Annotated in this window: 21 protein-coding genes and 3 pseudogenes; 14 read left to right on the top strand and 10 right to left on the bottom strand. The window is 63.9% G+C overall.

Annotated elements, in window-relative coordinates:
• The first annotated feature begins 62 nt into the window (after positions 1 to 62).
• Entirely contained in the window at positions 63 to 2,129 is a 2,067-nt protein-coding gene (locus FHS03_RS07310; RefSeq protein WP_183440346.1) for a S9 family peptidase, read from the top strand.
• A 60-nt stretch (positions 2,130 to 2,189) separates the two neighbouring features.
• On the opposite strand, the gene FHS03_RS07315 is transcribed toward FHS03_RS07310, so the two are convergent.
• Complete coding sequence (locus FHS03_RS07315) at positions 2,190 to 3,482, bottom strand: Xaa-Pro dipeptidase (protein ID WP_183440347.1); 1,293 nt, start codon at positions 3,480 to 3,482, stop codon at positions 2,190 to 2,192.
• Between the two features lie 128 nt (positions 3,483 to 3,610).
• Between FHS03_RS07315 and selD the strand changes: the two genes are divergently transcribed.
• From selD to FHS03_RS28515, 5 genes and pseudogenes are all read left to right on the top strand, one after another.
• Complete coding sequence (gene selD / locus FHS03_RS07320; protein ID WP_183440348.1) at positions 3,611 to 4,660, top strand: selenide, water dikinase SelD; 1,050 nt, start codon at positions 3,611 to 3,613, stop codon at positions 4,658 to 4,660.
• Between the two features lie 158 nt (positions 4,661 to 4,818).
• Positions 4,819 to 5,667, top strand: a pseudogene (locus FHS03_RS07325) (choice-of-anchor A family protein); the annotation flags it as partial.
• An 18-nt stretch (positions 5,668 to 5,685) separates the two neighbouring features.
• Positions 5,686 to 5,775: pseudogene (locus tag FHS03_RS28620) on the top strand (PEPxxWA-CTERM sorting domain-containing protein); the annotation flags it as partial.
• Positions 5,776 to 6,269: 494 nt separating this feature from the next.
• Positions 6,270 to 7,964: a 2-isopropylmalate synthase gene (gene leuA / locus FHS03_RS07330; protein ID WP_183440350.1), complete on the top strand. Its 1,695-nt coding sequence runs from the start codon at positions 6,270 to 6,272 to the stop codon at positions 7,962 to 7,964.
• Between the two features lie 193 nt (positions 7,965 to 8,157).
• The gene (locus FHS03_RS28515) at positions 8,158 to 9,750 is read left to right on the top strand and encodes a methyl-accepting chemotaxis protein (RefSeq protein WP_183440351.1); all 1,593 of its coding nucleotides are present in this window, start codon (positions 8,158 to 8,160) and stop codon (positions 9,748 to 9,750) included.
• Here the strand turns inward: FHS03_RS28515 and egtB are convergent.
• Both egtB and egtD read right to left on the bottom strand, forming a co-directional pair.
• Positions 9,742 to 11,001 (bottom strand): ergothioneine biosynthesis protein EgtB, encoded by a 1,260-nt coding sequence (egtB, locus tag FHS03_RS07340; protein ID WP_183440352.1) that lies wholly within the window; start codon positions 10,999 to 11,001, stop codon positions 9,742 to 9,744. The two genes, FHS03_RS28515 and egtB, sit on opposite strands and share 9 nt — an antisense overlap.
• A gap of 15 nt (positions 11,002 to 11,016) precedes the next feature.
• The gene (gene egtD, locus FHS03_RS07345) at positions 11,017 to 12,018 is read right to left on the bottom strand and encodes an L-histidine N(alpha)-methyltransferase (protein WP_183440353.1); all 1,002 of its coding nucleotides are present in this window, start codon (positions 12,016 to 12,018) and stop codon (positions 11,017 to 11,019) included.
• Positions 12,019 to 12,218: 200 nt separating this feature from the next.
• Here egtD and FHS03_RS07350 point away from each other — a divergent pair, with 200 nt between their 5' ends.
• The 7 genes from FHS03_RS07350 (at position 12,219) to FHS03_RS07380 (ending at position 18,178) form a co-directional block, all read left to right on the top strand.
• Positions 12,219 to 13,097 (top strand): putative selenate ABC transporter substrate-binding protein, encoded by an 879-nt coding sequence (locus FHS03_RS07350; RefSeq protein WP_183440354.1) that lies wholly within the window; start codon positions 12,219 to 12,221, stop codon positions 13,095 to 13,097.
• A gap of 3 nt (positions 13,098 to 13,100) precedes the next feature.
• Positions 13,101 to 13,997 carry a phosphonate ABC transporter ATP-binding protein gene (locus FHS03_RS07355; protein WP_183440355.1) on the top strand — a complete coding sequence of 299 codons (897 nt, stop codon included), beginning with the start codon at positions 13,101 to 13,103 and terminating at the stop codon, positions 13,995 to 13,997.
• Positions 13,998 to 14,008: 11 nt separating this feature from the next.
• Positions 14,009 to 14,854 carry a PhnE/PtxC family ABC transporter permease gene (locus FHS03_RS07360; protein ID WP_183440356.1) on the top strand — a complete coding sequence of 282 codons (846 nt, stop codon included), beginning with the start codon at positions 14,009 to 14,011 and terminating at the stop codon, positions 14,852 to 14,854.
• Positions 14,851 to 15,663 carry a phosphonate ABC transporter, permease protein PhnE gene (gene phnE, locus FHS03_RS07365; RefSeq protein ID WP_183440357.1) on the top strand — a complete coding sequence of 271 codons (813 nt, stop codon included), beginning with the start codon at positions 14,851 to 14,853 and terminating at the stop codon, positions 15,661 to 15,663. The genes FHS03_RS07360 and phnE overlap by 4 nt, the downstream gene beginning before the upstream one ends.
• A gap of 20 nt (positions 15,664 to 15,683) precedes the next feature.
• Positions 15,684 to 16,364, top strand: coding sequence for an ABC transporter ATP-binding protein (locus FHS03_RS07370; protein WP_183440358.1), 681 nt, complete (start codon positions 15,684 to 15,686; stop codon positions 16,362 to 16,364).
• Between the two features lie 170 nt (positions 16,365 to 16,534).
• The gene (locus FHS03_RS07375; RefSeq protein ID WP_050408514.1) at positions 16,535 to 16,822 is read left to right on the top strand and encodes a hypothetical protein; all 288 of its coding nucleotides are present in this window, start codon (positions 16,535 to 16,537) and stop codon (positions 16,820 to 16,822) included.
• A gap of 207 nt (positions 16,823 to 17,029) precedes the next feature.
• Entirely contained in the window at positions 17,030 to 18,178 is a 1,149-nt protein-coding gene (locus tag FHS03_RS07380; RefSeq protein WP_183440359.1) for an efflux RND transporter periplasmic adaptor subunit, read from the top strand.
• A gap of 118 nt (positions 18,179 to 18,296) precedes the next feature.
• On the opposite strand, the gene FHS03_RS07385 is transcribed toward FHS03_RS07380, so the two are convergent.
• From FHS03_RS07385 to FHS03_RS07415, 7 genes and pseudogenes are all read right to left on the bottom strand, one after another.
• Positions 18,297 to 18,848, bottom strand: a complete 552-nt coding sequence (locus FHS03_RS07385) for a TetR/AcrR family transcriptional regulator (protein ID WP_183440360.1) — start codon at positions 18,846 to 18,848, stop codon at positions 18,297 to 18,299.
• Positions 18,849 to 18,864: 16 nt separating this feature from the next.
• Positions 18,865 to 19,333 (bottom strand): annotated as a pseudogene (locus tag FHS03_RS07390) (nuclear transport factor 2 family protein).
• 140 nt (positions 19,334 to 19,473) lie between these two features.
• On the bottom strand, positions 19,474 to 20,253 hold the full coding sequence (locus FHS03_RS07395) for a GNAT family N-acetyltransferase (RefSeq protein WP_050408517.1): 780 nt from the start codon (positions 20,251 to 20,253) through the stop codon (positions 19,474 to 19,476).
• 85 nt (positions 20,254 to 20,338) lie between these two features.
• The gene (locus FHS03_RS07400; RefSeq protein WP_183440361.1) at positions 20,339 to 20,911 is read right to left on the bottom strand and encodes a hypothetical protein; all 573 of its coding nucleotides are present in this window, start codon (positions 20,909 to 20,911) and stop codon (positions 20,339 to 20,341) included.
• Between the two features lie 94 nt (positions 20,912 to 21,005).
• Positions 21,006 to 22,463: a Ppx/GppA phosphatase family protein gene (locus FHS03_RS07405; protein ID WP_183440362.1), complete on the bottom strand. Its 1,458-nt coding sequence runs from the start codon at positions 22,461 to 22,463 to the stop codon at positions 21,006 to 21,008.
• Positions 22,464 to 22,542: 79 nt separating this feature from the next.
• Entirely contained in the window at positions 22,543 to 23,703 is a 1,161-nt protein-coding gene (locus tag FHS03_RS07410) for a GGDEF domain-containing protein (protein ID WP_183440363.1), read from the bottom strand.
• 15 nt (positions 23,704 to 23,718) lie between these two features.
• The gene (locus tag FHS03_RS07415) at positions 23,719 to 23,994 is read right to left on the bottom strand and encodes a hypothetical protein (protein ID WP_176348785.1); all 276 of its coding nucleotides are present in this window, start codon (positions 23,992 to 23,994) and stop codon (positions 23,719 to 23,721) included.
• 153 nt (positions 23,995 to 24,147) lie between these two features.
• Between FHS03_RS07415 and FHS03_RS07420 the strand changes: the two genes are divergently transcribed.
• Positions 24,148 to 24,906, top strand: coding sequence for a fused MFS/spermidine synthase (locus tag FHS03_RS07420; protein WP_183440364.1), 759 nt, complete (start codon positions 24,148 to 24,150; stop codon positions 24,904 to 24,906).
• Positions 24,907 to 25,047: the final 141 nt, after the last annotated feature.

Below are 25,047 nucleotides of genomic sequence, written 5' to 3' on the forward strand. Positions count from 1 at the left end.
TATCATGCGCGCTCGGCCAGCCCCGCGCGCTGGTCTTTCTATAACCAGATCGGAGATACCGAATGACTTTACGCCTGCTGGTAATGGGCGCCGCCATCGCTGCGGCCACCAGTGCCGTGGCCGCGCCGCGCGGCCTGACCGTTGAAGACCTCGCCAACATGGACCGCGTGGGCAGCCCGGTGCTGTCGCCGGACGCCAGCCGCGTCGTGTACACCGTGCGCAGCACGAATATGGAAAAGAACCGCGGCGCCACGCAGCTGTGGATGATCGATCTGCGCGCCGCCAAGCCGGCGCCGCAGCAGCTGACGCAGCACGATTCCAGCAGCCGCGATCCGGAATGGTCGGCCAATGGCGATGCGATCTACTTCCTGTCGGGCCGTTCCGGCTCGTCCCAGGTCTGGCGCCTGCCGGTGGGCGGCGGCGAAGCGGCCAAGGTCACCGACCTGCCGCTGGACGTGGAAAGCTTCCGCCTCTCGCCCAAGGGCGACCGCCTGGCCCTGAGCTTTGCCGTCTTCCGCGACTGCGCCGACCTGGCCTGCAGCAAAAAGCGCGGCGACGAGCAGGCCAAGAACAAGGCCACCGGCAAGCTGTATGACCAGATGTTCGTGCGCCACTGGGACACCTGGGCCGACGGCCGCCGCAATGTGCTGTACAGCGCCCCGCTGGACATCAGCGGCCGCGTTTCCGCCGCCCCGGTCAACCTAAGCGGCGCGCTCGATGGCGACGTGCCGTCCAAGCCTTTCGGCGACCATGGCGAATATCAGTTCAGCCCGGATGGCAAGAGCATCGTGTTCTCGGTGCGCGTGGCGGGCAAGACCGAATCCTGGTCCACCAATTTCGACCTGTACGAAGTGCCGGCAGCCGGCGGCAAGGAGCCGCGCAACCTGACCGCCGACAATCCGGCCTGGGACACCAAGCCTTCCTTCTCCCCGGACGGCAAGACCCTGGCCTATGTCGCCATGAAGCGTCCCGGCTTCGAAGCCGACCGCTTCCACATGGTGCTGATGGATGTCGCCAGCGGCAAGAAGCGCGTGCTGGCCGAGAGCTGGGACCGCTCCATCGCCGACTACCGCTGGCGTCCTGACGGCAAGGCCCTGCTGGCCACCGCCGATGACGTCGGCCAGCACCGCCTGTTCTCGCTGGACGCGGCCAGCGGCAAAGTCACCGCGCTGACCGGCAAAGGCTACGCCGGCGAATTCGACGTGCGCGGCGACACCGTGGTCGTAGCCCAGGCCAGCCTGTCCTCCGGCGCCCAGCTGTTCAAGCTGAAGGCCGACGGCGGCGCCGAGCCGAAAGCGGCCCAGCTGACCAATCTGAACGCCGAACGCCTGGCCGATGTGCGCATGGGCGAGTACGAGCAGTTCTCCTTCACTGGCGCCAACGGCGAAACCGTGTACGGCCACGTGATGAAGCCATGGAACGCCCAGCCGGGCCAGAAATATCCGGTCGCCTTCCTGGTGCATGGCGGCCCGCAGGGCAGCTTCGGCAACTCCTGGAGCTACCGCTGGAATCCACAAGTTTATGCAGGCGCAGGCTACGCCACCGTCTTCATCGACTTCCACGGCTCGACCGGCTACGGCCAGCAGTTCACCGACTCGATCAGCAATGACTGGGGCGGCAAACCGCTGGAAGACCTGCAAAAAGGCCTGGCCGCGGCAGCCCAGAAATTCCCATGGCTGGACCGCGAGCGCAGCTGCGCCCTGGGCGCATCGTATGGCGGCTACATGATGAACTGGATCGCCGGCAACTGGAACGACGGCTTCCGCTGCCTGGTCAACCACGACGGCGTGTTCGACCAGCGCGGCATGGCCTACGCCACCGAAGAACTGTGGTTCACCGAACGGGAAAACGGCGGCACCTACTACGCCAACCCGAACGGCTACGAGAAATTCAACCCGGTCCACCACGTCAGCAAATGGAAAACGCCGATGCTGGTGATCCAGGGCGACCTCGATTTCCGCATCCCGACCTCGCAAGCGCTGGGCACCTTCACTGCCCTGCAACGCCAAGGCATCGAAAGCAAGCTGCTGGTCTTCCCGGATGAGAACCATTGGGTGCTGAAACCCGCCAACTCGATCATGTGGCACCACACCGTGATCAACTGGCTCGACAGCCACCTGAAGAAATAAGCCACAGTCCAGCCCGTGTCCACCTTGGTGTCAGGCACCAAGGTGGACACGGGCTCGGCCTTAGCGGCGGATGATGGCGCCGCCTTTCATGACGAAGCTGACCTTGGTGAGCTGGCTGGCATCGGCGGCGACGTCGCCGGGGGCGGCGATGATGTCGGCGTATTTGCCGACGGTGATCGTGCCGATGCGGTCTTTCCAGCCCAGCAGGTCGGCGGCGTGCACGGTGGCGGCCTGGATGGCCTGCATCGAGGTCATGCCGTATTGGGTCATGTACTTGAACTGGCGGGCGTTGTCGCCGTGCGGGTAGACGCCTGCGTCGGAGCCGAAGGCCATGCGGGCGCCGCCCTGCCAGGCCTTCTTGAAGTTATCCCTTTGCAGCTGACCCAGGGCGCACTCCTTCTCGATCGACTCGGGCAGCATGCCCGCTTTCGCGCCTTCCTGCAGGATGAAGTCGTCGTTGTAGATGTCCATCACCAGCCAGGTGCCCTTCTCTTTTGCCAGCTTGATACCTTCTTCGTCAATCAGGCTGGCATGCTCCACCGAATCGACGCCGGCACGGATGGAGTCCTTGATGCTGGTGGCGCCGTGGGCGTGGGCCGCGACCTTGCGTCCCAGTTTGTGCGCTTCGTCGACGATGGCTTGCAGCTCTTCCAGCGTGTATTGCGCGGCACCCGGCTCGTCGCCCTTGGACAGCACGCCGCCCGAGGCGCAGACCTTGATCACATCGGCGCCGAACTTCACCATCTCGCGCACCTTGGCGCGCGCCGCCCATGGGCCGTCGGCCACGCCGCGTTCGGTGTAGTTGAAGTCGTGCGCCAGCAGGTTGTTGTCGCAATGCCCGCCCTTGATGCTCAGGGCATAGGCCGAGGTGCGCATGCGCGGGCCGACGATGTCGCCGTCGTTGATGGCGTCGCGCAGAGCCACGTCGCCAAAGCCGCCCGCGCCCACATTGCGCACCGTGGTAAAGCCGGCATCGAGCGTCACGCGCGCGGCGCGCACCGCGTACAGCGCGGAGCGGATGTCGGACACGCCGAGCGAGTTGTAGCCGTTCAGATAGGCGTCGCTGGTCAGATGGGTATGCGCGTCGATCAGGCCGGGCAGCACCGTCTGCGAGGAGAGATCGACCACTTCCGCGCCCGCCGGCACTTGGACCGCGCTGCTCGGCCCTACCGAAGTAATGCGCTCGCCGGTGACGATGATGACCTGGTCGCGCAGCACCGTGCCTTTCTCCACATCGATCAATTTACCGGCGCGTATCGCCACCACTTTCTGTTCTCCCGCCGCGATGACGGAACCTGCTGCCCCTAAGGCCGCGGTCAAGGCGGCGGCAATGGCGATACGCTTGAAGATCATGCTGGTCCTTTCTTATCAAAACAGTTTGCATAAATAATAACCACGTATCGATTGTAGCGGCTTTTTCGGCAAAAGCCTCTGGCTTGGTGGATAATCCGCTGCATTCCCCTTCTTCCCGCGCGACGACCATGAGCACCGAACCAATCAAACTGACTTCCTTCTCCCACGGCGGCGGCTGCGGCTGCAAGATCGCGCCCGGCGTGCTGGCCAATATCCTGAAGAACAGCCAGGGCTTCCCGCTGCCGAAGGAACTCATGGTGGGCATCGAAACCTCGGACGATGCCGCCGTCTATAAGCTGAACGAAGAGCAGGCGCTGATCGCCACCACCGACTTCTTCATGCCCATCGTCGACGATCCCTTCGACTTCGGCCGCATCGCCGCCACCAACGCCATCTCGGACGTGTATGCCATGGGCGGCACGCCCATCATGGCCCTGGCCCTGGTCGGCATGCCGATCAACAAGCTGCCGCTGGAAACCATCGGCCAGATCATCAAGGGCGGCGAGGCTGTCTGCGCCGAGGCGGGCATTCCCATCGCGGGCGGCCACACCATCGACTCGGTGGAGCCGATCTACGGCTTGGTGGTCATGGGCCTGGTGCACCCGTCCAAGGTCAAGCGCAACGCCGATGCCAAGGACGGCGATGTGCTCATCCTCGGCAAACCGCTGGGCGTGGGCGTGCTCTCGGCCGCGCTGAAAAAGAATGTGCTGGACGCGGATGGCTACCAGGCCATGATCGCCAACACCACCAAATTGAACAAGCCGGGCAAGGCACTCTCCGAGCTGGCCGGCGTGCATGCGCTGACCGACGTCACCGGCTTCGGCCTGCTCGGCCACCTGCTGGAACTGGCGCGCGGCGCCGGCTTGGAAGCGCGCCTGGACATGGGCCGCATTCCCCTGCTGCCCGGTGTCGAACAGCTGGCCAAGGACGGCTATTTCACCGGCGCCTCCGGCCGCAACTGGGAAGCCTATGGCCAGGACGTCAGCCTGTCGCCCGCCATCAGCCCGGCCCAGCACACCCTGCTGACCGACCCGCAAACCTCGGGCGGCCTGCTGGTGTCCTGCGCGGCGGATAGCGTCGATGAAGTGCTGGCCTTGTTCGCGCGCGAAGGTTTCGCCCACGCCGCCGTCATCGGGGAAATGCGCAGCGGCGCCCCGCGCGTGCAGGTGGATGCTTAAAAATACGTCATAAGGGAAGCCCGGGTGCGGTACTAAACTGGTACTAAAAATTGTAACAATCGTTGTTCCGGTGAAAATATCATTATTTTTTTGATATAATTCGAACCTGAAATGCTGCGGTTCGTATCAAAACCGATCAACAATACCAATTTAATACCATGCCAAAATTCGCAAAACTGCTTCCCGCCCTGCTGGGCGCATCCCTGCTGCTCCCTCTGCAAGCTGGCGCAACCGCCATCGATCTGGGTGTGGCTTCCGGCTATAGCGGCTTCTTCTACGGCAACGCCAAAAACTTCACCGACATCGAAGGCCGCCTGGCCGTCGGTGGCGACGTGACCGCCAACGCCTCCATCGGCTACCGCGCGCCTTACGGCAGCAAAGGTCCAAGCCTGGTCGTGGGCGGCAACGTGAAACTGGGCACCGGCGATATCTTCAACGGCCCAACCACCAATGTGAACACCAACGCTTCGGTTGGCCCGATCACCGAATACACGAAAGCTCCTGGCTACGGCGTCTACGGCGGCAAAAACCTGTCGGCCAACGGCTACCACGATCTGCGCAAACAGACCGGCGTGGTGGACTTCGGCGCGGCCAAGACCCAGCTGACCAACCTGTCCTCCAACCTGGGCAAGCTCTCCAGCAACGGCCTGGTGGAAAACAAATGGGGCGGCACCTACCTGACCGGCGACAATAAGTCGGACATCCAGGTCTTCACCATCAACAGCAGCAACCTGTCCAACCTGTTCCTGCAGGACGTGAGGGCCGATGCCCACGTGGTGATCAACGTGGTGGGTGGCGGTAAGTTCAGCATCACCGGCGGCCAGGACGGCCAACTGAAAGACCTGCGCGACCGTCTGCTGTACAACTTCCTCGACGCCAGCAGCGTGACCGTGGGCACCTTCGCCTACGGCACCATCCTGGCGAACAAGGCCGACATCCTCGGCGGCGGCCACCTGGAAGGCAATGTCATCGCCAATTCCCTGTCCTCCGCACTGGAAATCGGCTACGAGCCATACAAAAACATCAGCGCCGTACCAGAGCCGCAAACCTGGGCCCTGCTGATGGGTGGCCTGGCCTTCGTCGGCTTCGCCGCGCGCCGCCGCAAGCAAGCCTGATCGCTGTAGTACGATCAGCACAAGCGCCGCTAGATGCGGCGCTTTTTTTATGTTCCGAAGTTTGTACGGCCTTTTTCTGCTTGACAGCTGCAAAGTTCATCACTTACATTAAAGCCCATGTTCACGCATCTGCATCTATCCGCTTTCCTGCTGCCGTTCGCTAGCGCCCTATCGCTAGCAACGCGCCTACTAGCACGCGCTTAATTCGCGTTCTCTGTTGTACCCGCGCCGGCCACGAGCCGCGCGAAGTCCCAAAACCCAGGAAAGATTGCACCGATGTTCACAACGGCCACCCCGACTCCATTCCGCGCAGGCGCTTCGATCGCCCTGACGGCTGGCGTGCGTGCGCCGCTGCGCCCTCTGCTGCCCCTACTGCTAAAACTACCGATCGGTTGCCTGGTCTAGCGCCCCGTGGCCATCAGGCAGCCATCCGCCACATGCAAGTAGTCCGACCCGTTCGGCTTTCCCGATTTGAGAGACTCCAGGAGTACACCATGATGTTGCAGAACCCAGCCGCCAAATACCGCGCCTTCCCCGCCGTTCAATTGTCCGACCGCCAGTGGCCCAACGCCATCATCAGCAAGCCGCCGATCTGGATGAGCACCGATCTGCGCGATGGCAACCAGGCGCTGATCGAGCCGATGAGCATCGAGAAAAAACTGCGCTTCTTCGACCTGCTGGTGAAGATCGGCTTGAAGGAAATCGAAGTGGGCTTCCCCTCGGCTTCGCAGACCGACTTCGATTTCGTGCGCATGCTGATCGACGAAAAGCGCATCCCGGACGACGTGACCATCATTGTGCTGACCCAGTCGCGCGAAGAACTGATCCGCCGCACCGTGGAGGCGGCAGCGGGCGCCAAGCACGCCATCGTCCACCTGTACAACTCGGTGGCGCCGGTGTTCCGCAAAGTGGTGTTCGGCATGTCGCGCGAAGAGATCACCAATATCGCCACCACCGGCGCCAAGCTGGTGAAAGAACTGCTGGCCCAACATCCTGAAACCGAATGGGGCTTCGAGTACACGCCGGAATCCTTCTCCACCACCGAGCTCGATTTCTCCAAGCATATCTGCGACGCCGTGAGCGCCATCTGGCAGCCGTCGCCGCAGAAGAAGATGATCATCAACCTGCCGTCGACCGTGGAATGCAGCACGCCGAACGTGTATGCCGACCAGATCGAATGGATGTCGCGCAAGCTGGCGCGCCGCGATTCCATCATCATCAGCGTGCATCCCCACAATGACCGCGGCACCGCCGTCGCCTCGGCCGAACTGGCCGTGATGGCGGGCGCCGACCGCGTCGAAGGCTGCCTGTTCGGCAACGGCGAGCGCACCGGCAATGTGGACCTGGTGACGCTGGCCTTGAACCTCTACACCCAGGGCGTGCATCCCGGCCTCGATTTCTCCGATATCGATTCGGTGCGCAAGCTGGTGGAAGAATGCAACCAGTTGCCCGTGCATCCACGCCACCCGTACGTGGGCGACCTGGTGTTCACCGCCTTCTCCGGCTCGCACCAGGACGCGATCAAGAAAGGCTTCGCCCAGCAGCAGCCCGACGCGATCTGGGAAATCCCCTATCTGCCGATCGATCCGGCCGACCTGGGACGCAGCTACGACGCGGTGATCCGCGTGAACAGCCAGTCCGGCAAGGGCGGCATGTCCTATCTGCTGGAACAGGATTACGGCCTGGTGCTGCCGCGCCGCCTGCAGATCGAATTCAGCCGCGCCGTGCAGAAAGTGGCCGACCAGACCGGCCTGGAAATCACCTCCGAAGGCATTCACGAGATCTTCCAGCGCGAATACCTGGAGCAGACCGCGCCTTACGCCTACACCGCGCACAAGATGGTGGAAGACAGCAGCAGCGACGAGCCGGTGCAGATCGATATCGCCCTGCTCCACCGCCAGGCGCCAATGGCCCTGCAAGGCGGCGGCAACGGTCCGATCGACGCCTTCGTCGACGCGCTCGGCCTGGATATCAAGCTGATGGACTACCACGAACACGCCATCGGCCACGGCGCCAACGCCAAGGCGGCCTGCTACGTCGAGCTGCGTCTTGAAAACGGCCCTACCCTGTTCGGCGCCGCCATCGACAGCAATATCGTCACCGCCTCCTTCAAGGCGGTGCTGAGCGCCGTCAACCGCCAGCTGAAAATGAAAGAAGCGGCGGCAGCTAGCCAACAAGTAGCGGCTTAAGCGCGGATCGACTATCATGTGACTTGCCACGGTGTGCGAACCGTAGGCGGCAGCGGAAGCCCTCCCTCCTTCCGCTGCCTTCCTCGCCTATCCTGTCTCTTATTCCCATCATCTGCGCGGCCTGCGCTGACACTGGCGAATCCCCATTGCTATACTGGTTTCTCCCCACGCATCCTGGCAAAGGAGAAGCGGCATGGTTATGGCAAACCTGAAAATCGGGACCCGGCTCGGCATCGGCTTCGGCGCTGTCTTTCTGCTGATGATCGCGCTGATTCTGGTTGGGCTGCAAAGACTGTCCAGCATTGGCGATATGAGTTCCACCATCATCGACAAGGACTGGATCAAGGCGGATGCCGCCGCCACCATTGCCACCACCACCCGATCCAATTCCGCCCTGGTGCTGGAGCTTTTCATTGCCGGTTCCGGTGAGGTCGCCGCCATCAAGACGCAGATCGCCGCCAACAGGACCACCATCACCAACGCCATGGACACGCTGGACAAGCTGGTCTACCTGCCCCAGGGGCGGGAATTGATGCAGACCATCAAGCGCGAACGGGCCGCCTACGTACAGTCCTTCGGCAAGGTGATCAAGCTGCTCGATGAGGGCCAGCGCGAGGCCGCAGGCCAGCAGATGCAGGGGGAAACCCTGCCCCAGCTGCGCCAGCTGCAAAACAGCATCAAGTCCCTCAACGATTTGCAGCGCTCCCTGGTCAGCGACCATGGCGCCCTGATCAAGTCCGATATCAGCATGGCCAGCCGGCTGATGGCTGGCCTGGGCGTGGCCGCTGTGCTGCTGGGCGTGATTCTGGCCTACCGCATCTCGCAATCGATCACCAATCCCATCGGCTACGCGCTGAAAGTGGCGCGCGCCGTGGCCGGCGGCGATTTGAGCAGCCATATCGAAGAAGCGGGCCAGGACGAAGCGGGCGAATTGCTGCATGCCTTGAAGGAGATGAACGACAACCTGGCCAATATCGTCAGCCAGGTGCGGCACGGCACCGGCGCCATCGCCAGCGCGTCGAGCCAGATCGCCAGCGGGAATATGGACCTCTCCTCGCGCACCGAGGCCCAGGCCAGTTCGCTGGAGGAAACCGCCTCGTCGATGGAACAGCTGACGTCGACCGTCAAGCAGAACGCGGACAATGCGCGCCAAGCCAACCAGCTGGCCCATTCCGCATCCGAAGTGGCGCAGCGCGGCGGCGAGGTGGTATCCCAGGTAGTGCACACCATGGGATCGATCAACGACTCTTCGCGCAAGGTGGTGGATATTATTGCCGTCATCGACAGCATCGCTTTCCAGACCAATATCCTGGCCCTGAACGCCGCGGTGGAAGCGGCGCGCGCCGGCGAGCAGGGGCGCGGCTTTGCCGTGGTGGCCTCGGAAGTGCGCAACCTGGCGCAGCGTTCGGCCACGGCCGCGCGCGAAATCAAGGAACTGATTTCCGACTCGGTCAACAAGGTCGACGATGGCGCCAAACTGGTGCAGCAGGCCGGGGAGACGATGGGCGAAGTGGTGAACGCCGTGCGCCGCGTGACCGATATCATGGGCGACATTTCGCTGGCCACCAGCGAGCAGACCGACGGCATCGAGCAGATGAACCAGGCCATTTCGCAGATGGACGATGTGACACAGCAGAACGCGGCGCTGGTGGAACAGGCGGCGGCCGCATCGGCCGCCATGCAGGATCAGGCAAACAAGCTGGAAACGCTGGTCGCCCAGTTCCAGCTCTCCGGCGAACGCCGCCTGGCGGCCAGCCGCCAGCTCAAGCTGATACGTTCAAGCTGAAGTGCGCGCCAGGCGGATGCCGCTGAACTGCCAGCGCGCGCCGGCCGGGAAGAAGTTGCGGTAGCTGGCGCGCGCATGCCCTTCCGGCGTGGCGCAGGACGAGCCGCGCAGCACATACTGGTTGACCATGAACTTGCCGTTGTATTCGCCCAGCGCGCCGGCGGCGGCGCGGTAGCCGGGGTACGGCGCGTAGCTGCTGCTGGTCCACTGCCAGCAATGGCCGAACATCTGCTGCAGGGGCCCTTGCGGCGCCGACATGGCGCCTGGATGCAGGCCGCCGCATTCGAGCGTCGCGCCGGCCGCATGCGCCGCCAGTTCCCATTCCGCCTCGCTCGGCAGGCGCGCACCCATCCAGTGGGCGCAGGCGTCGGCTTCGAACAGGGAAATATGCGTGGCGGGCCGGTTTGCGTCCAGCCGCTGCAGGCCATGCAAAGTAAATTCCCACCACTGCCCCGCCTCGTCCTGCTGCCAATACAGCGGATGGCGCAAGCCCATGCTGCCGACCCAGTCCCAGCCCTCGGCCAGCCATAACGACGGGTCGCGGTAGCCGCCCGCTTCGATAAAAGCCAGATACTCGCCATTCGTCAACAGGCGCGAGGCCAGCGCGAAAGGCGCGACATACTGGCGGTGGCGCGGCAGCTCGTTGTCGAAGCAGAAGCCCTCGCCCTGGTGGCCGATATCGCACAAGCCACCGTCCAGCGCCAGCCACTCCAGCGGCGCGGCAGCGGCTGCCGGCGCCAGCGCTTCGGCGGCATAAGCGGGATTGATTGGATTTTGCGCCAGCAGATGCTTCACATCGGTCAGCATCAGCTCCTGGTGCTGCTGCTCGTGCTCCAAGCCCAGCGTGAGCAGCATGGCCAGCCTGTCACGCGCGGCGGCATCGAGAGCGCTGCCCAGCAGGCGCGCCATGCGCTGGTCCACATTGGCGCGGTAAGCGCGCACCTCGGACAAGCCGGGCCGCGTCAGCAGGCCACGGCGTGGACGCGGATGCTTGTCGCCCACGCCGTTGTAATAGGAATTGAACAGCATGCGGAAAGCCGGATGGAAGGGCTGAAAATCCGTCTCCAACTGCTCCAGGATAAAGGTCTCGAAAAACCAGGTGGTATGGGCCAGATGCCATTTGATCGGGCTGGCGTCAGGCATCGACTGCACGCAGCAATCCTCATCGCTGAGCGGCGCGGCCAGGTCCAGCGAACGCTGACGCACGGCGGCGTAGCGCGCGGTCCACAGACCGCTGTCATACATATGCATATCCCCTCCTTCTTCTTATTCGCTGACGGCCTTGGCGTGGAAGACGGCGAACCAGCCCGCGGCATCGGTCCATACGCCATCTTCGGCAAAGCCGGCATCGCGCAGCAGCTCGGCAAAGCTGTCGCGCGTGTACTTATAACTATCCTCGGTATGAATGCGTTCGCCGCGCGCGAAATCGCGCTGGCCGCCAGGCCAATTCACCGTCAGCGCGGTGCGCGCTTCCAGGTGCATTTCGATGCGGCTTTCCTCGGCATTGAAGAAGGCGCGGTGACGCCACTGGCCCACATCGAAATCCGCGCCGACCAGATGATTCAGGTGGCGCAGCATATTCAGGTTGAAGGCCGCGGTCACGCCGATGGCGTCGTCGTAAGCCGCATCCAGCACGGCGCTGTCCTTGATCAGGTCGACGCCGATCAACAGGCCGCCGTCGGCGCAGGCCTGGCCGCGCAGGCGGCGCAGGAAGGCGATGGCTTCATGCGGGGCGAAGTTGCCGATCGAGGAACCGGGGTAAAAGAAAGTGCGGCGCTGCGCGCGCACCGCGGCGGGCAGCTCGAAATGGCCGGAGAAGTCCAGCGCCAGCGCCGTCATTTCGATGGCGGGAAAGCGCTGCCGCAAGCGGCTCACGGCCTCGTTCAGAAAATCGCGCGCGATATCGACCGGCACATACTGCGCCGGCTGCAGCAGCGGAAACAGGCTGGCCGCCTTGGCGCAATTGCCGGCGCCCAGGTCGATCAGCGTGGCGCCCGTGCCGATGCAGTCCGCCATTTCCGCGCCGTGGCTGGCGAAAATGGCCGCCTCGGTGCGCGTTGGATAGTATTCGGGCAGTTCGCAAATCGCCTCGAACAGGCGCGAGCCGAGACTGTCGTAGAGATACTTGGGCGAGGTATGCGCGGCGGGCGCCAGCAGTCCGGCACTGATCTCGGCCACGATGGCCGGTGCGGCGTGGGCTATGCCGAGCGGTATGGCTGGGATGGCCGGCGAAACAACGCGCATCGCCGCAGTACGGGACAAAGGCATATCGGGCTCTTTCTCGGAGTTGTTGGAAGCCATCGCGGCTGAGCCATGCCGGTCCAGCCGCCCCGGCGCCGATGACATTTTTGTTATCATAGCTGAATATCCAAAAACGGGCGTTCGCCACGCCGCTCAGTGCTTCCTTGCACTGTTTGACGAAATAACAAGCACCCGCAACAACCCCTCACCGAAAGGTCTATCGCACCATGAGCCACTCTGCCCTGCGTACCATGAAATCCCTGCTGTGCGCCGCCCTGGGCGCCGGCCTGATGCTGGCGTCCGCGCCCTCGCTCGCGCAGCAGGTGCTGCGCGTGTCCGCCATTCCGGACGAGGCGCCGACCGAGTTGCAGCGCAAGTTCAAGCCGCTGGGCGAGTATCTGGAAAAGAAACTGGGCATGAAGGTGGAGTTCACCCCCGTCACCGATTACGCCGCCTCGGTCGAAGGCTTGATCAACAAGAAGCTGGACATGGTCTGGTTCGGCGGCTTCACCTTCGTGCAGGCCAAGGAACGCAGCAAGGGTCAGGTGGTGCCGCTGGTGCAGCGCGCCGAGGACGAAAAATTCCGTTCGGTCTTCATCACCACCACCAAGGACATCAACAAGCTGGAAGACCTGAAAGGCCGCACGCTCAGCTTCGGCTCCGAATCTTCGACCTCGGGCCACCTGATGCCGCGCTCCTTCCTGCTGGCCGCCAAGATCGATCCGGACAGCGACCTGAAACGCGTAGCCTATTCCGGCGCGCACGACGCCACCGTGGCAGCCGTGGCAGGCGGCAAGGTCGATGCGGGCGCGCTGAATATCTCGGTGTGGGAAAAGCTGGTGGGCGAGAAAAAGGTCGATACCCATGCGGTGCGCGTGTTCTACACCACGCCCGGCTACTACGACTATAACTGGACCGTGCGCGCCGACATGGCTCCCGAGCTGAAGAAAAAAATCAGCGACGCCTTCCTCGCGCTGAGCGCCGACAATGCGGAAGGCAAGGCGATTCTGGACTTGCAGCGCGCCTCCAAATTCATTCCCACCAAGGCTGAGAACTACGCCGCCATCGAGGCCGCCGCCAAGAATGCGGGACTGTTGAAAAAGTAAGCGATGGATTCCAGCAGCAAAGAAGACGGCGCCCGCGCGGCGCCGGCAGCAAACCCGCTCCCCGCCAGCGCCCTGCCGCAGGGAGCGGCCGTGTATCGCCTGGAACGGCTCGCGGTGCGCCATATCGGCGGCACGCGCGCGCTGGCCCTGCAAGACATCAATCTGCATATCGCGCCCGGCGAGCAGGTCGCCCTGATCGGCCCTTCCGGCGCGGGCAAGACCACCCTGCTGGCCACCCTGGCCTGCGCCCATCAGCCTGACTCAGGACGTTTCGAAACGTTCGGCGGCGATCCGTGGACGCTATCCGACGGCGAGCGCCACCGCCTGCGCGCCCGCCTCTTCCTCGCGCCGCAAACGCCGCCGCTGCCGCCGCGCCAGCGCGTGGTGACGGCGGTGCTGGCCGCGCGCCTGCCGCATTGGAGCCTGTGGCGCGCGCTGCTCTCGCTGCTGCGCCCCGCCGATCCGGAAGCGGCCTTTCGCGCCCTGTCGCGCTTTAATCTGGGCGACAAGCTGTATGCCCGCGTCGACCGCCTGTCCGGCGGCGAACGCCAGCGCTGCGGCCTGGCGCGCCTGCTGCTCTCGACGGCGCAGGCGCTGCTGGTGGACGAACCCTTGTCGGCCCTCGATCCCGCCCTGTCGCAATTGACCCTCAACACCCTGCAGCAGGAAGCGGCGCAACGCCAGGCGGCGCTGGTGTGCAGCCTGCACCAGGTCGATCTGGCGCTGAGCCACTTCCCGCGCATCGTCGCCTTGAAAGAGGGCCGCATCGTCTTCGACCTGCCGCGCGCGCAAGTGACGGAAGCGATGATCGCCGAGCTGTATCTGGGCGAACAGCCGCCCGCCAATTCGCCGCATCCGCACACCTTGCAGGACAAGCTGGCCGTCGGCGCCTGCCTGTAAGCGGAACGCGCATGCAAAACATTCCCGCCGTCCCTTACGCCGAGCGCCATCCCGATCCCGCCTGGCGCGGCCGCGTCACCTATACCGCGCTTGGCTTGCTGCTGCTATGGCCCATGCTGGTGGCCAGCGAATTCAAGCCGTCCGTGCTGTTCGACCGGCAAAGCCTGAGCGCCACCGGGCGCTTTCTGGCCGGCTTCCTGCCGCCCGCGCATGGGCCGGAATTTCTCGCCATGCTGCTGCGCGAAACCTGGCAGACCATCGCCATCGCCACGGCGGGCCTGAGCCTGGCCTTGCTGGGCGCGATTCCCGCCACGCTGATCGTCACCGAGCGCCTGTCGATCTCGCGCCTGGGCCGGCGCCGCATGGGCGTGCTGCCCGCCGCCGCGCGCCAGCTGGTGCGCTGGCTGCTGGTCCTGCTGCGCAGCGTGCCGGAGCTGGTGTGGGCCCTGCTGCTGGTGCGCATCGTCGGCCTCGGTCCCACGGCCGGCGTACTGGCCATCGCCCTCACCTACTGCGGCATGCTGGGCAAGGTCTACGCCGAAATCCTCGAATCGTCGGAAGCGCATGCCAGCGACAGCCTGCTGATGAATGGCGGCGGACGGCTGGCAGCGCTGTGCTACGGCGCGCTGCCGGAGGCGGCGCCGGAACTGCTGTCCTACACCATCTACCGCTGGGAATGCGCGATCCGCGGCTCGGTGGTGATGGGTTTTGTCGGCGCCGGCGGCCTGGGCCAGCGCATGGATGAATCGATGAAGATGCTGGCCGGCGGCGAAGTGGCGTCCATGCTGCTGGTCTTCGTGTTGCTGGTGGCGGCGGCCGACCTGTTTTCGCGCCTGCTGCGCCGGAGGCTGGCATGAGCAAACAGGAAGACCAGGCCGCACCGGCGCTGCCGCCCGCGCCGCGCCGGCACTGGTCCGGTCCCGCGCTGGGCCTGGCCCTGGCGGCGCTGGTCATCGCCAGCTTCGCCAGCCTGCCGCTGAAATGGCGCGACTTCTTCAGCGCCGACGCGGTGGGCAGCGTGGCCGAATTCCTGGCCAGCTTCGCGCCGCCCGAAACGGGGAGCGGCTTCCTGCGCAAGACCGCGCTGGCGACCGGCGAAACCCTGGCCATGTCCGCCCTCGGCACCTTGCTGGCGGTGGCGGGCGGCATGCTGCTGGCCCTGCCCGGCGCGGGGCGCTTCGGCCGGGCCGCGCGCGCCATGGTGCGCGTGCTACTCAATGTATTGCGCTCGGTGCCGGAGCTGGTGTGGGCCTCCATCCTGCTGATCGCCGCCGGCCTTGGCCCCTTTGCCGGCACGCTCGCGCTGGCCGCCCACACGGCCGGCGTGCTGGGACGCCTGTTCGCCGATGCGCTGGAAAACGCCGCGCCGCTGCCGGAGCAAAGCCTGCGCGCCAACGGCGCACCGCCGTTGGCGGCCTTCTTCTACGCCACGCTGCCGCAAACACTGCCGCAGATGCTGTCCTACACCTTGTACCGCTGGGAGAACAATATCCGCGCCGCCGCCATCCTGGGCGTGGTGGGCGCGGGCGGCCTGGGTCAGATGCTGAAGTATCATCTCTCGCTGTTCCAGATGCAGAAGGCGGCGACGGTGATCCTGGCCATGCTGCTGCTGGTGGCCCTGGTCGATGCCGTCAGCTTCGCGCTGCGGCGCGTCTTGACGCGCTGACGTTCAATCCAAGGAAGACGATGCTCGAATTACGTAAACTGTATAAATCGTATGCCAACGGCCATCCCGTGCTGTCCGGCCTGTCCTACCGCTTTCGCGCCGGCGAGTTCGTCGCCATCATGGGCGAATCGGGCGTCGGCAAATCGACGCTGCTCAATCTGATCGCGGGCCTCGACCACCCGGACGCCGGACCCGGCACGCCCATCCTGGTCGATGGCGTCGCCATGGCCTCGCTGGACGACGACGCCGCCACGAAACTGCGGCGCGAGCGCATGGGTTTTATCTTCCAGGCCTTCCATGTGCTGCCGCATTTGAGCTTGCTGCAAAACGTCGCCCTGCCCTTATTGCTCAATGGCATGCCACAACAGCGCGCGGCGGACATGCTGGCGGCCGTTGGCTTGGCGGGCCGCGAACATGATTATCCGCAGCAACTTTCCGGTGGGGAAATGCAGCGCGTGGCGATCGCGCGCGCCCTGGTGCACCGGCCCGCGCTGGTGCTGGCCGACGAGCCGACCGGCAACCTCGATCCCGACACCGCCGACGCCATCCTGCGGCTGTTACAAAGGGAAATAAAGGCCAGCGGCGCCTGTGCCATCATGGTCACGCACTCGCACGCGGCGGCCGCGATGGCCGACCGCACCTTGATCCTGACGAAGGAGGGCTTACAAGAAACAACATCTGTCAACGCGCTAGCTCAATAAAACTCATAAATATCGAACAAAAACGCGCAAAAATTTTTTTGCGTAGTATAGTTTAATTAACTTGCTTGGTTATCAATGATAGTTGAGTTAGTCGCCACCCTCACCGCCTTGTGGCGGCTAGACAAGCCAGGAAGAGCCAGTCCCATTCACGTGACCTAAGGGAGGAGCAAATGAGCGTGCGGCAAAAAAAACTGGAACTGATCGAAGCGATGAACCGTGCAAGGGCGCTAGAGCCTTCAAGCTTTGTGCCCAATAAGCTGCTCGATACCCTGATCGAAAAAATGCATCTGAAGAACGATGCAGAGCTGTGCCGGGTGCTGGAAGTTCAGCCCCCCATCATCAGCAAGATCCGGCATCGCAAGCTGGCCGTTGGCGCAACGATCCTGTTGCGCATGCACGAAAAATCGGAACTCAGTATCCGTGAATTAAAAGAACTATCGACTGCTTCAGTGCACTGACAAGCCTCTTCTGTCCTTGCCATGCCAGGCGCCGGCATTGCAGTCTCCGGCGCCCACTTCCCCCCTGTACAGCCCAAACCCCGCTGTCAGCATTTTTCCCCGCATTACAACAGCTCCCCCCTCTTAAGGGAGAGGCCGCTTGCGTACCGTGCCGCTAGACTAGACGCGCGAGGCGTCCCCCATTCCCCTCCCACTTGCGAGGTCACCATGAAATTGCTGTTCGCTCTGAGCGTCCTCAGTCTGGCCCTGCTGCCGCTGACGGGCTGCGATTCGTCCCAGGACAAGACGGCGGCCAAGCCGGCCGGCATGCCGGTCTCGGCGGCGCTGGTCGTGCAAAGAGACATTGTCGAAACCCAGGAATTTCCCGGCCGGCTCGAAGCCATCGAGCGCGTCGCAATCCGGCCGCGCGTGAGCGGCTACATCACCAGCGTGCACTTCACGCCGGGCAGCCTGGTCAAGAAAGGCGATCTGCTGTTTACCATCGACGCCCGCCCCTACCAGGCCCAATTGAACAAGGCCGAAGCCGACGCCCACTCGGCCCGCGCCCGCGCCGACCTGGCCAAGGTCGAACTGGAACGCGCCGAACGGCTGCTGGCCGACCGCGCCATCGCCCAGCGCGAATTCGACGAACGCGCCTCCAGCCAGAAAGAACTGGACGCCACCGCGCGCGCCGCCCAAGCCGCCACCGAAGCGGCGCGCCTGAACATGGCGTACACCAAGGTGCTGGCACCGATCGACGGGCGCGTCAGCAAGGCCGAAATCACGGTCGGCAATCTGGTCGACGGCCATGCCGTGCTCACTTCGCTCGTCTCCACCGACAAGATCTACGCCAGCTTCGACGGCGACGAAGAGACCTATCTGCGCGTGGCCGTGCTGAAGCGGGCCGGGGCGCCGGTGCCGGTGCACATCGCCCTCAATAACGAACAAGGCTATCCGCACCAAGGCGAACTCGACTTCATCGACAACCGCCTCGACACCAATACCGGCAGCGTGCGCATGCGCGCCGTGCTGAACAATGCCGAACGCAATCTCGTGCCCGGGCTTTTCGTGCGCGTCCAAATCGCCGCCGGCAATGGCCGTCAGCACGCCACCCGCGCCCTGCTCGTCAACGAGCGCGCCATCGGCACCGACCTCGACCGCAAATACGTCTTCATCGTCAACCGCGAAGGCAAGGCCGAATACCGCGCCATCACGCTTGGCCCGCAAGCCGGCGGCGGCCTGCGCATCGTGCAAAGCGGCCTCCAGCCCGACGACAAAGTCATCCTCAACGGCCAGCAGCGCATCCGCCCCGGCGCCACCCTGACCGTGCAAACCGTCGCCATGGATAGCCGCGACAAAAACGGCCAAGCCCTTTGACCCAAATCAAAAAATGTCCACCCTGGTGTCAGGCACTAAGGTCGGACATTTCTTGATCAGTATCAAACAATGTCCTGCTCTGGTGCCTGACACCAGGGTGGACATTTTTTGATGGTTGTCAAAGGCGGCGTTGGAGGCGCTGCAGGGCGGTGCTGAAGCTGGCCGGGCTTTGCAGGGCGCGCGATAACACCAGCGCGCCTTGGATGCCGGCGACGGTTTCTTCGGCGAGCTCGGCGGCTTCGGCGGCGGGATGGCCGCTGCGCTGCAGGGCGGCGCCGAGGGCGGCGATCCAGGCGGCGAAGTAGCCTTGCACGCGGTCGACAAAGCGGTCGCGCTCGCTGCCCAGGGCGAACACGCCAAGCAGACAGATGCGTTGGCCGGAGTCGAAGTAGCGCTCGACGTCGTCGAACATGCGGGCGATGCCGGCGCGCGGGTCGGCACTTTCCGCCAGCGGGGCGAAGATGTTGTCGCGGAACCAGGCGTCGATGTCGGCCAATACCGCGTCGGCCATTTCCTCCTTGCCGCCGGGGAAGAAGTGGTAGATGCTGCCCTTGCCCAGTCTGGTGCCTTCGCCGATGCGCGCCAAGCTGGCGCCTTCAAAGCCGTACTGGCGGAAAACTTCCGCCAGCAGCGGCACGATGTCGGCTTTTTCTGCGATGAGTCGCGCCATTCCTATCCTTTAATGCTTAAAAGCCCAGCTCGCTCAAGCCCGGATGGTCGTCCGGACGCGGGCCGCTGGCGTCCCAGAAGAACTTGCGTTCGCTGGCCTGGATCGGGTGTTCGTTGATGCTGGCATGGCGGTGGTGCATCAAGCCTTGCTCGTCGAACTCCCAGTTTTCGTTGCCGTAGGCGCGGAACCACTGGCCCGAGTCGTCATGGTATTCGTAGGCGAAGCGAACCGCAATGCGGGCGCCGTCGTATGCCCAACTCCTTGATCAGGCGGTAGTCGAGTTCGCGCGTCCACTTGCGCTTGAGCAGGCCGACGATGGCGGCTCGCCCTTGGACGAATTCGCCGCGGTTGCGCCACCAGCTGTCTTCGGTATAGGCGAGCGAGACCTTCTCGGGGTCGCGCGTGTTCCAGCCGTTTTCGGCCAGGCGGACTTTTTCGATGGCGCTCTCGCGGGTGAAGGGAGGCAGCGGAGGACGGGTAGGCATGGTTTTTCCTTTTAAATGTACCAATCGCCACACAATGTACCGATCAGTACAGTTAACTATAGGCCATGCCGCCGGCGAACGCAAGCATAAAAAACCCGCCTCGGATGAGGCGGGTTGGCAGGGAAGCCGGGAACCTTGCGTCAGGCCGCGCTGGCCAGCGCCGGCTCGCCGACGTTGTAATGGCGGGCATAGCGGGCATCCAGATTGGCCAGCGGCATCAGCAGGAACAGGTCGGCGCTTTCGAAATCAGGATCCCAGGCCGGATCGCCGCAGATCCAGGCGCCGGAGCGCATATAGCCTTTCAGCAGGGCCGGCACCTGCACCGCCGGCGCCGGATCGAGCTTCTGGTAAGGGAAAGGCAGATGCGGCGTGACGCGGTACTCGGGCGGCGCCATATGCTTTTCGCGCAGTTGCTGGTAGACGGCGACGGCATTGTGGCCGCCGTCGGCCAGGCTGATGCTGGCGCAGCCGATCAGGTAGTCGCATTGCTGGCGGCGCATATACTCGGCCAGGCCCGACCACAGCAGCATGATGACACTGCCGCCGCGGTAATCCGGGTGGATGCAGGCACGGCCCGCTTCGAGCATGCGGCCGCGCAGATTATTCAAGCGTCCCAGGTCGAATTCGCCTTCCGAATACAGGCGGCCCAGCTTGCGGGCGCGGGTGGGATTGAGCAGGCGATAGGTGCCGACCACCTTCAGGCTGTCGGATTCGCGCACGATCAGGTGATCGCAGAATTCATCGAATTCGTCGCTGTCGAGGCCATCGTCGCTGGCCAGCGAGTTAAGGCCCATTGACTCGATGAACACCTTGTAGCGCAGGCGCTGCACTTCGCGCAGTTCCTCGGGCGTGCTGGCCATGCTCAGCACCAGACGGCCAGCCGACGCCCGGGTTTCTGCTTGTACGATAGTATGTTGCATGCTTTCATCCTTTCAGTGGGGACGAAAGCAAGCGTAACGAGCTATTGCTTCAACAAAATGACAACTTTATGGCAGTTCGATGACATCAGGCTTTTTTGGGCCGTCCGGTCTTCAACTGTGGTAAAGATGCCAGTACGCTTTGCAAGGTCGCCAGGTCGATCTGGCTGATCAGGGCCACGCCCACGCGCAGCAGCTCGCTCTTTTTGATCTCGAAACCGGCTTTCAGGCAGGATTTCTTCACCTGGCCCAGCACCGCGTATTCGGCTTCGGGCATGGTGAAGCTGTCGCGCACCAACTTATCCTTGCGTGGCTTCTCCTTCGCCACCTCGGCCGCTTTCTCGGCCGGCTTGGCGGCGGCGCGCGGCTTGGCCGCTTTTGGCGCAGCGGCTTTTGGCGCGGCCTTCGGTGCGACAACCTTCGATGCGGCAGGCTTGGCGGCAGGCTTCGCAGCCGGCTTGGCGGCCGCTTTCACGGCAGGTTTGGCCGCGGCCTTGACCGGCTTGACGGCAGCCTTGGTCACAGCCTTGGCGGCCGGTTTCGCCGCGGCGGCAGCTGGTTTGGCGGCGGTGGCGGCGGTTTTCACTGCCGGCTTAGCGGCCGGTTTCACGGCCGGGGCCTTGGCGGCAACCGGCTTTTTCTCGGTTTTTACAACAGTCATGGCGACTCCATTAATTGAACAATATAAACAATATATACCATTTTTCAAGAAAATGGAGCCGTGCAGCGAGAATCTGTGAGAATTCCCCGCCCGATCAGGCGATGGCGCGGATGCTCAGATCGACGCCCACCTCGTCCCAGAACTCCTGTTCCTTTTCCATCCAATAGGCCACGGTGGGGTGTTCAGCCACCCATTCGCGCCGCAGTTCGAGCTCGATACGGTTTTTCATGCGCAGCTTGATGCCCTTGAAATCCAGCTCAATGCGCGAGTGCATGAAGAGAATCGCCAGACGCAGCGCCACTACCGCCTTGGCGAAATCGGACTCGCCCAGCAGCTCGCTGACCTTGCGCAGATTGCCCTTCTGCGCCAGCAGCAGGCGGCTCATGGCCTTCTGCTCGCGGGTGGTGAAGCCCGGCAGGTCGGCGTTCTCGACCAGGTAGGAGGCGTGTTTATGGCTGCCCGTCTGCGACACCACCACGCCGCATTCGTGCAGCAGCGCGCTCCAGAACAGGTGCTGGCTGTAATTCTCCGCGCCCGGCTTCATCTGCTCGTACAGCGTGACGGCATCGTTGGCGACACGCTCGGCGCGCGCCTGGTCGACGTGGAAGCGCTCCATGAACAGGCGCACCGACTGCTCGCGCCGGTCACGCCGGGTCGACCGCAGATACAGATCCCACATCACGCCCATGCGCAAGCCGGCCTCGATGGACTGCATCTGGTTGATGCCCAGTTCATGCACGATGGCGATCAGGATAGCCAGCCCGCCGACGATGGTGCCGGCGCGGTCGGGGCGCAGTCCCGGCATGTCGATCTTGCTGACGTGGCCGAACTCGATGAAGCGCTTTTTCAGCGCTTCCAGGCTGGGCGCCGACAGATCGCCCTTGCCCAGGCCATTTTTCTCGATGATCTCGGCGATGGCGCGGATGGTGCCCGACGAGCCGTAAGCGCGCTTCCAGAACTGCGGGTGGTAAGGCGGCGCGCCGTCCTCGAAATGGCTGCGCGCCGACAGGATGGCCGCCTCGTAGGACGCCGCGTCCACCCGCCCGCCAACGAAGAAGGACAGGCTTTGCTTGACGCTGCCCACGCTGAACGATTCCACCCGCTCGATATCCGCACCGCGGCCCAGAATCAGCTCGGTCGAGCCGCCGCCGATATCGACCACCAGGCGCCGCTCATTGGGCTGGGCCAGGGAATTGGCCACGCCCATATAGATCAGGCGCCCCTCCTCTTCCCCCGAAATGATCTCGATCGGGTAGCCGATGGCCTCCTCGGCCTGCGGCAGGAAGGAGGCCACATTGCGCGCCTGGCGCATGGTGGAGGTGGCGACCACACGCACCGCGTCCAGCTCATAGGCGGCCAGCGTCAGGCGGAAAGTCTTGAGGCAGGCGATGGCGCGCTGGATGGCGGCCTCGCTCAGATTGCCCGCCTCATCCAGTCCGGCGGCAAGGCGTATCGGTTCGCGCATGCTTTTGAGCACGCGGATGGCGTCACCATCGTGTTTGCCTATGTGCAGGCGGAAGCTGTTGGAACCAAGGTCGACGGCGGCGTACATGTAAATTCCGTTTATATCGTTTATACGAAAATGCTATCACACTAAGCGGAATTTGTTACACCCATATGACAAGACGCGCTTAAACCTCCAGCGAAGGCGTCTCGGCTTCGGCCACTTGATTGCGGCCACGCAGTTTAGCCGCTTGCAAGGCTTCGTCGGCGCGCTTGAACAGGCTCACTGTTGTATCTTCGGCACGAATGGTGGTCACGCCCAGGCTGGCCGTGAGCTGGATGATGGCCTTGTCGGCTTTCACCGGCATGCCTTCCACGGCCTTGCGGATGCGCTCCGCGACCAGGCGCGCATCCTCGAGCGAGGTGCGCGGCAGCTGGACGGCGAATTCGGCGCCGCCCAGGCGGCCCATCAAGTCGCTGTCGCGCAACTGCTTGCGGCAGACATCGACCATGGTTTTCAGCACGCTGTCGCCCACCGGATGGCCGTAGCTGTCGTTGACGCGCTTGAACTGGTCGAGATTGAGGATGATCAGGGCGGTCGGCTGGCCCGGACGGCGCGCCAGCGCCATCCACGGCTGCAAAGCCTGGTAGAAGCCGCGCCGGTTCGGCACATCGGTCAGGGCATCGATGGTTTCCAGCCGATCCAGCTCGCCCTGCAGCTTTTCACGCGACAGCAGCAGGTAGCCGAAGCCGTTCAACAGCATCAGCAGATACAGCGCGCCATAACCGACGCCGGCCATGATGGCCGGGCTGACCCAGCTCCAGCCCTCGGGCAGCAGCACGCTCAGCACCCCGCGCGCGGCCACCACCACGGCCAGCACGCTCATGGTCACGGTCAGGAAGCGGCACAACATGCTGCCGGCGCGCCAGAAGCGCAGCAGCGCGGCCACGCCGGCCAGGTAGAAACCACCGAGGATGACGGCGCCCGTGGCGACGCGCAGGCCGCCTTCGCTATCGATGAATTGGCAAGCCAGATAAGCCAGGGAGGCCAGCGCCAGGGCCGGCAGCAGCACGCGGCGCCAGGACGGCCTGTTGGCGGCGTCCCAGAACGCGCCCGCATCCAGGGCCACGCCGGCGAACAGCAGCAGATTGGCGAGCGGGCCGCCGAGGAAATCGGGCAGCACGCCGCGGAAATAGAGCAGCAGCCAGGCCACGGCCTGGCATTGCTTGGCCACCGCCCAGGTGGACAGGCTCAGCGACTTGCGCCGCTCGTAATCAAAGAAGAACAGGGCCGCGCATAGACTCAGGTTGCCCAGAGCCAGGGCTAAGGCAAGGGTGCGAATATCCATGCGCTACAGCGTTTATTAGACCTCGTGCTCGACATTCGTACTGCCGTCGCCCACCTTGCTGCCCCAGGCCTTGAGGAAGAATTCCTTCTCGTCCTCGCTCGGCGCGTCGTGCCAGAAGACGATCAGCGTGCCCTTGTGGTCGTGCAGCTGGCTGACCTTCTCGATAAAATTCTGTTTACCGGCTATATCCGCCAGGGCGGCCACGTAGCCATACACGCGGCCCAGCCGTTCCAGACGGTCAGGTTCGGTAAAGCTGTTGGTCGCGGTGATGGTCGGGTGATCTAAGAACATATTCTCTCTCCGGAGCGCTGGCCATGCTGGCAATGTACCGATTATTTGAATGTATGTAAACGCGGTCCGGCACCCGGCGCGCGCTTCGAGTACACTCTATGCGGCAAACCCGGCAGCTTATCAGAACTTCGGAGCCGGCAACAACCTTGGCATATGACTTCCTCCCTCGAACACACTTCCCTGTTGCATCGGCGCGGCAGCCGCCTGTCGCTGGAATTCCAGCCGGGCGAGGTGCAAAGCCAGATGGACCTGGACGATCCGGACCAATTGGTGCTGCGCTATGCGCGCGCCATGATGTGTTTCGTGCTGTTCAAGCCGCGCGCGCGCCACATCGTGATGGTCGGCCTGGGCGGCGGTTCGCTGGCCAAATTCTGCCACCGCTACCTGCCCTATGCCCGCATCACCGTGCTCGAATTGCGCGCCGACGTGATCGCCCTGCGCGAACGCTTCGCCGTACCGCCCGACGATGAGCGCTTCCGCATCATCCATGCCGATGCCGCCGAATATATGGCGCGCCTGCAGAACAGCGCCGACGTGCTGCTGCTCGACGGCTTCGATCACGATGGCCTGCCCTCGTCCCTGACCACGGCCCGCTTCTACGCCGATTGCCGCCGCGCCCTGCGCCCGGACGGCCTGCTGGTGGCGAATATCTTCAACTACGATCCGCGCTACCCCATCCTGCTGTCCCGCCTGCGCCAGCGCTTCCAGGGCTGCCTGTGCCAGTTCCAGGGCATCGCCGGCAATAACCGCATCGTCTTCGCCCTGAAGGCGGCGTCCGGCCGCCCCACCCCGGCCCTGAACCTGCTGCGCCGGGTGGCGCGCCATCAAGGCCTCTGGCCGGGCCTGGGTTTTGGCCTGGTCAACCGCCTGCTGGCGCGCTGGCTGGTGGCGCGGCTGCGCGGCAGCTTGTAAAAACGGCATCAAAAAGCAGAAAAAAACGATTATTTGTGGCGCTACAACTCGGAATTTCCCCGATTTTGTGACAAACTAGCGCCGCAGTAATATTGCCGCACAGCACCCCCACGCCACATCTTATTTTCCCTACAAGGAGTT

The organism is Pseudoduganella violacea, assembly GCF_014191875.1.
GTDB classification, from domain to species: domain Bacteria; phylum Pseudomonadota; class Gammaproteobacteria; order Burkholderiales; family Burkholderiaceae_D; genus Rugamonas; species Rugamonas violacea_A.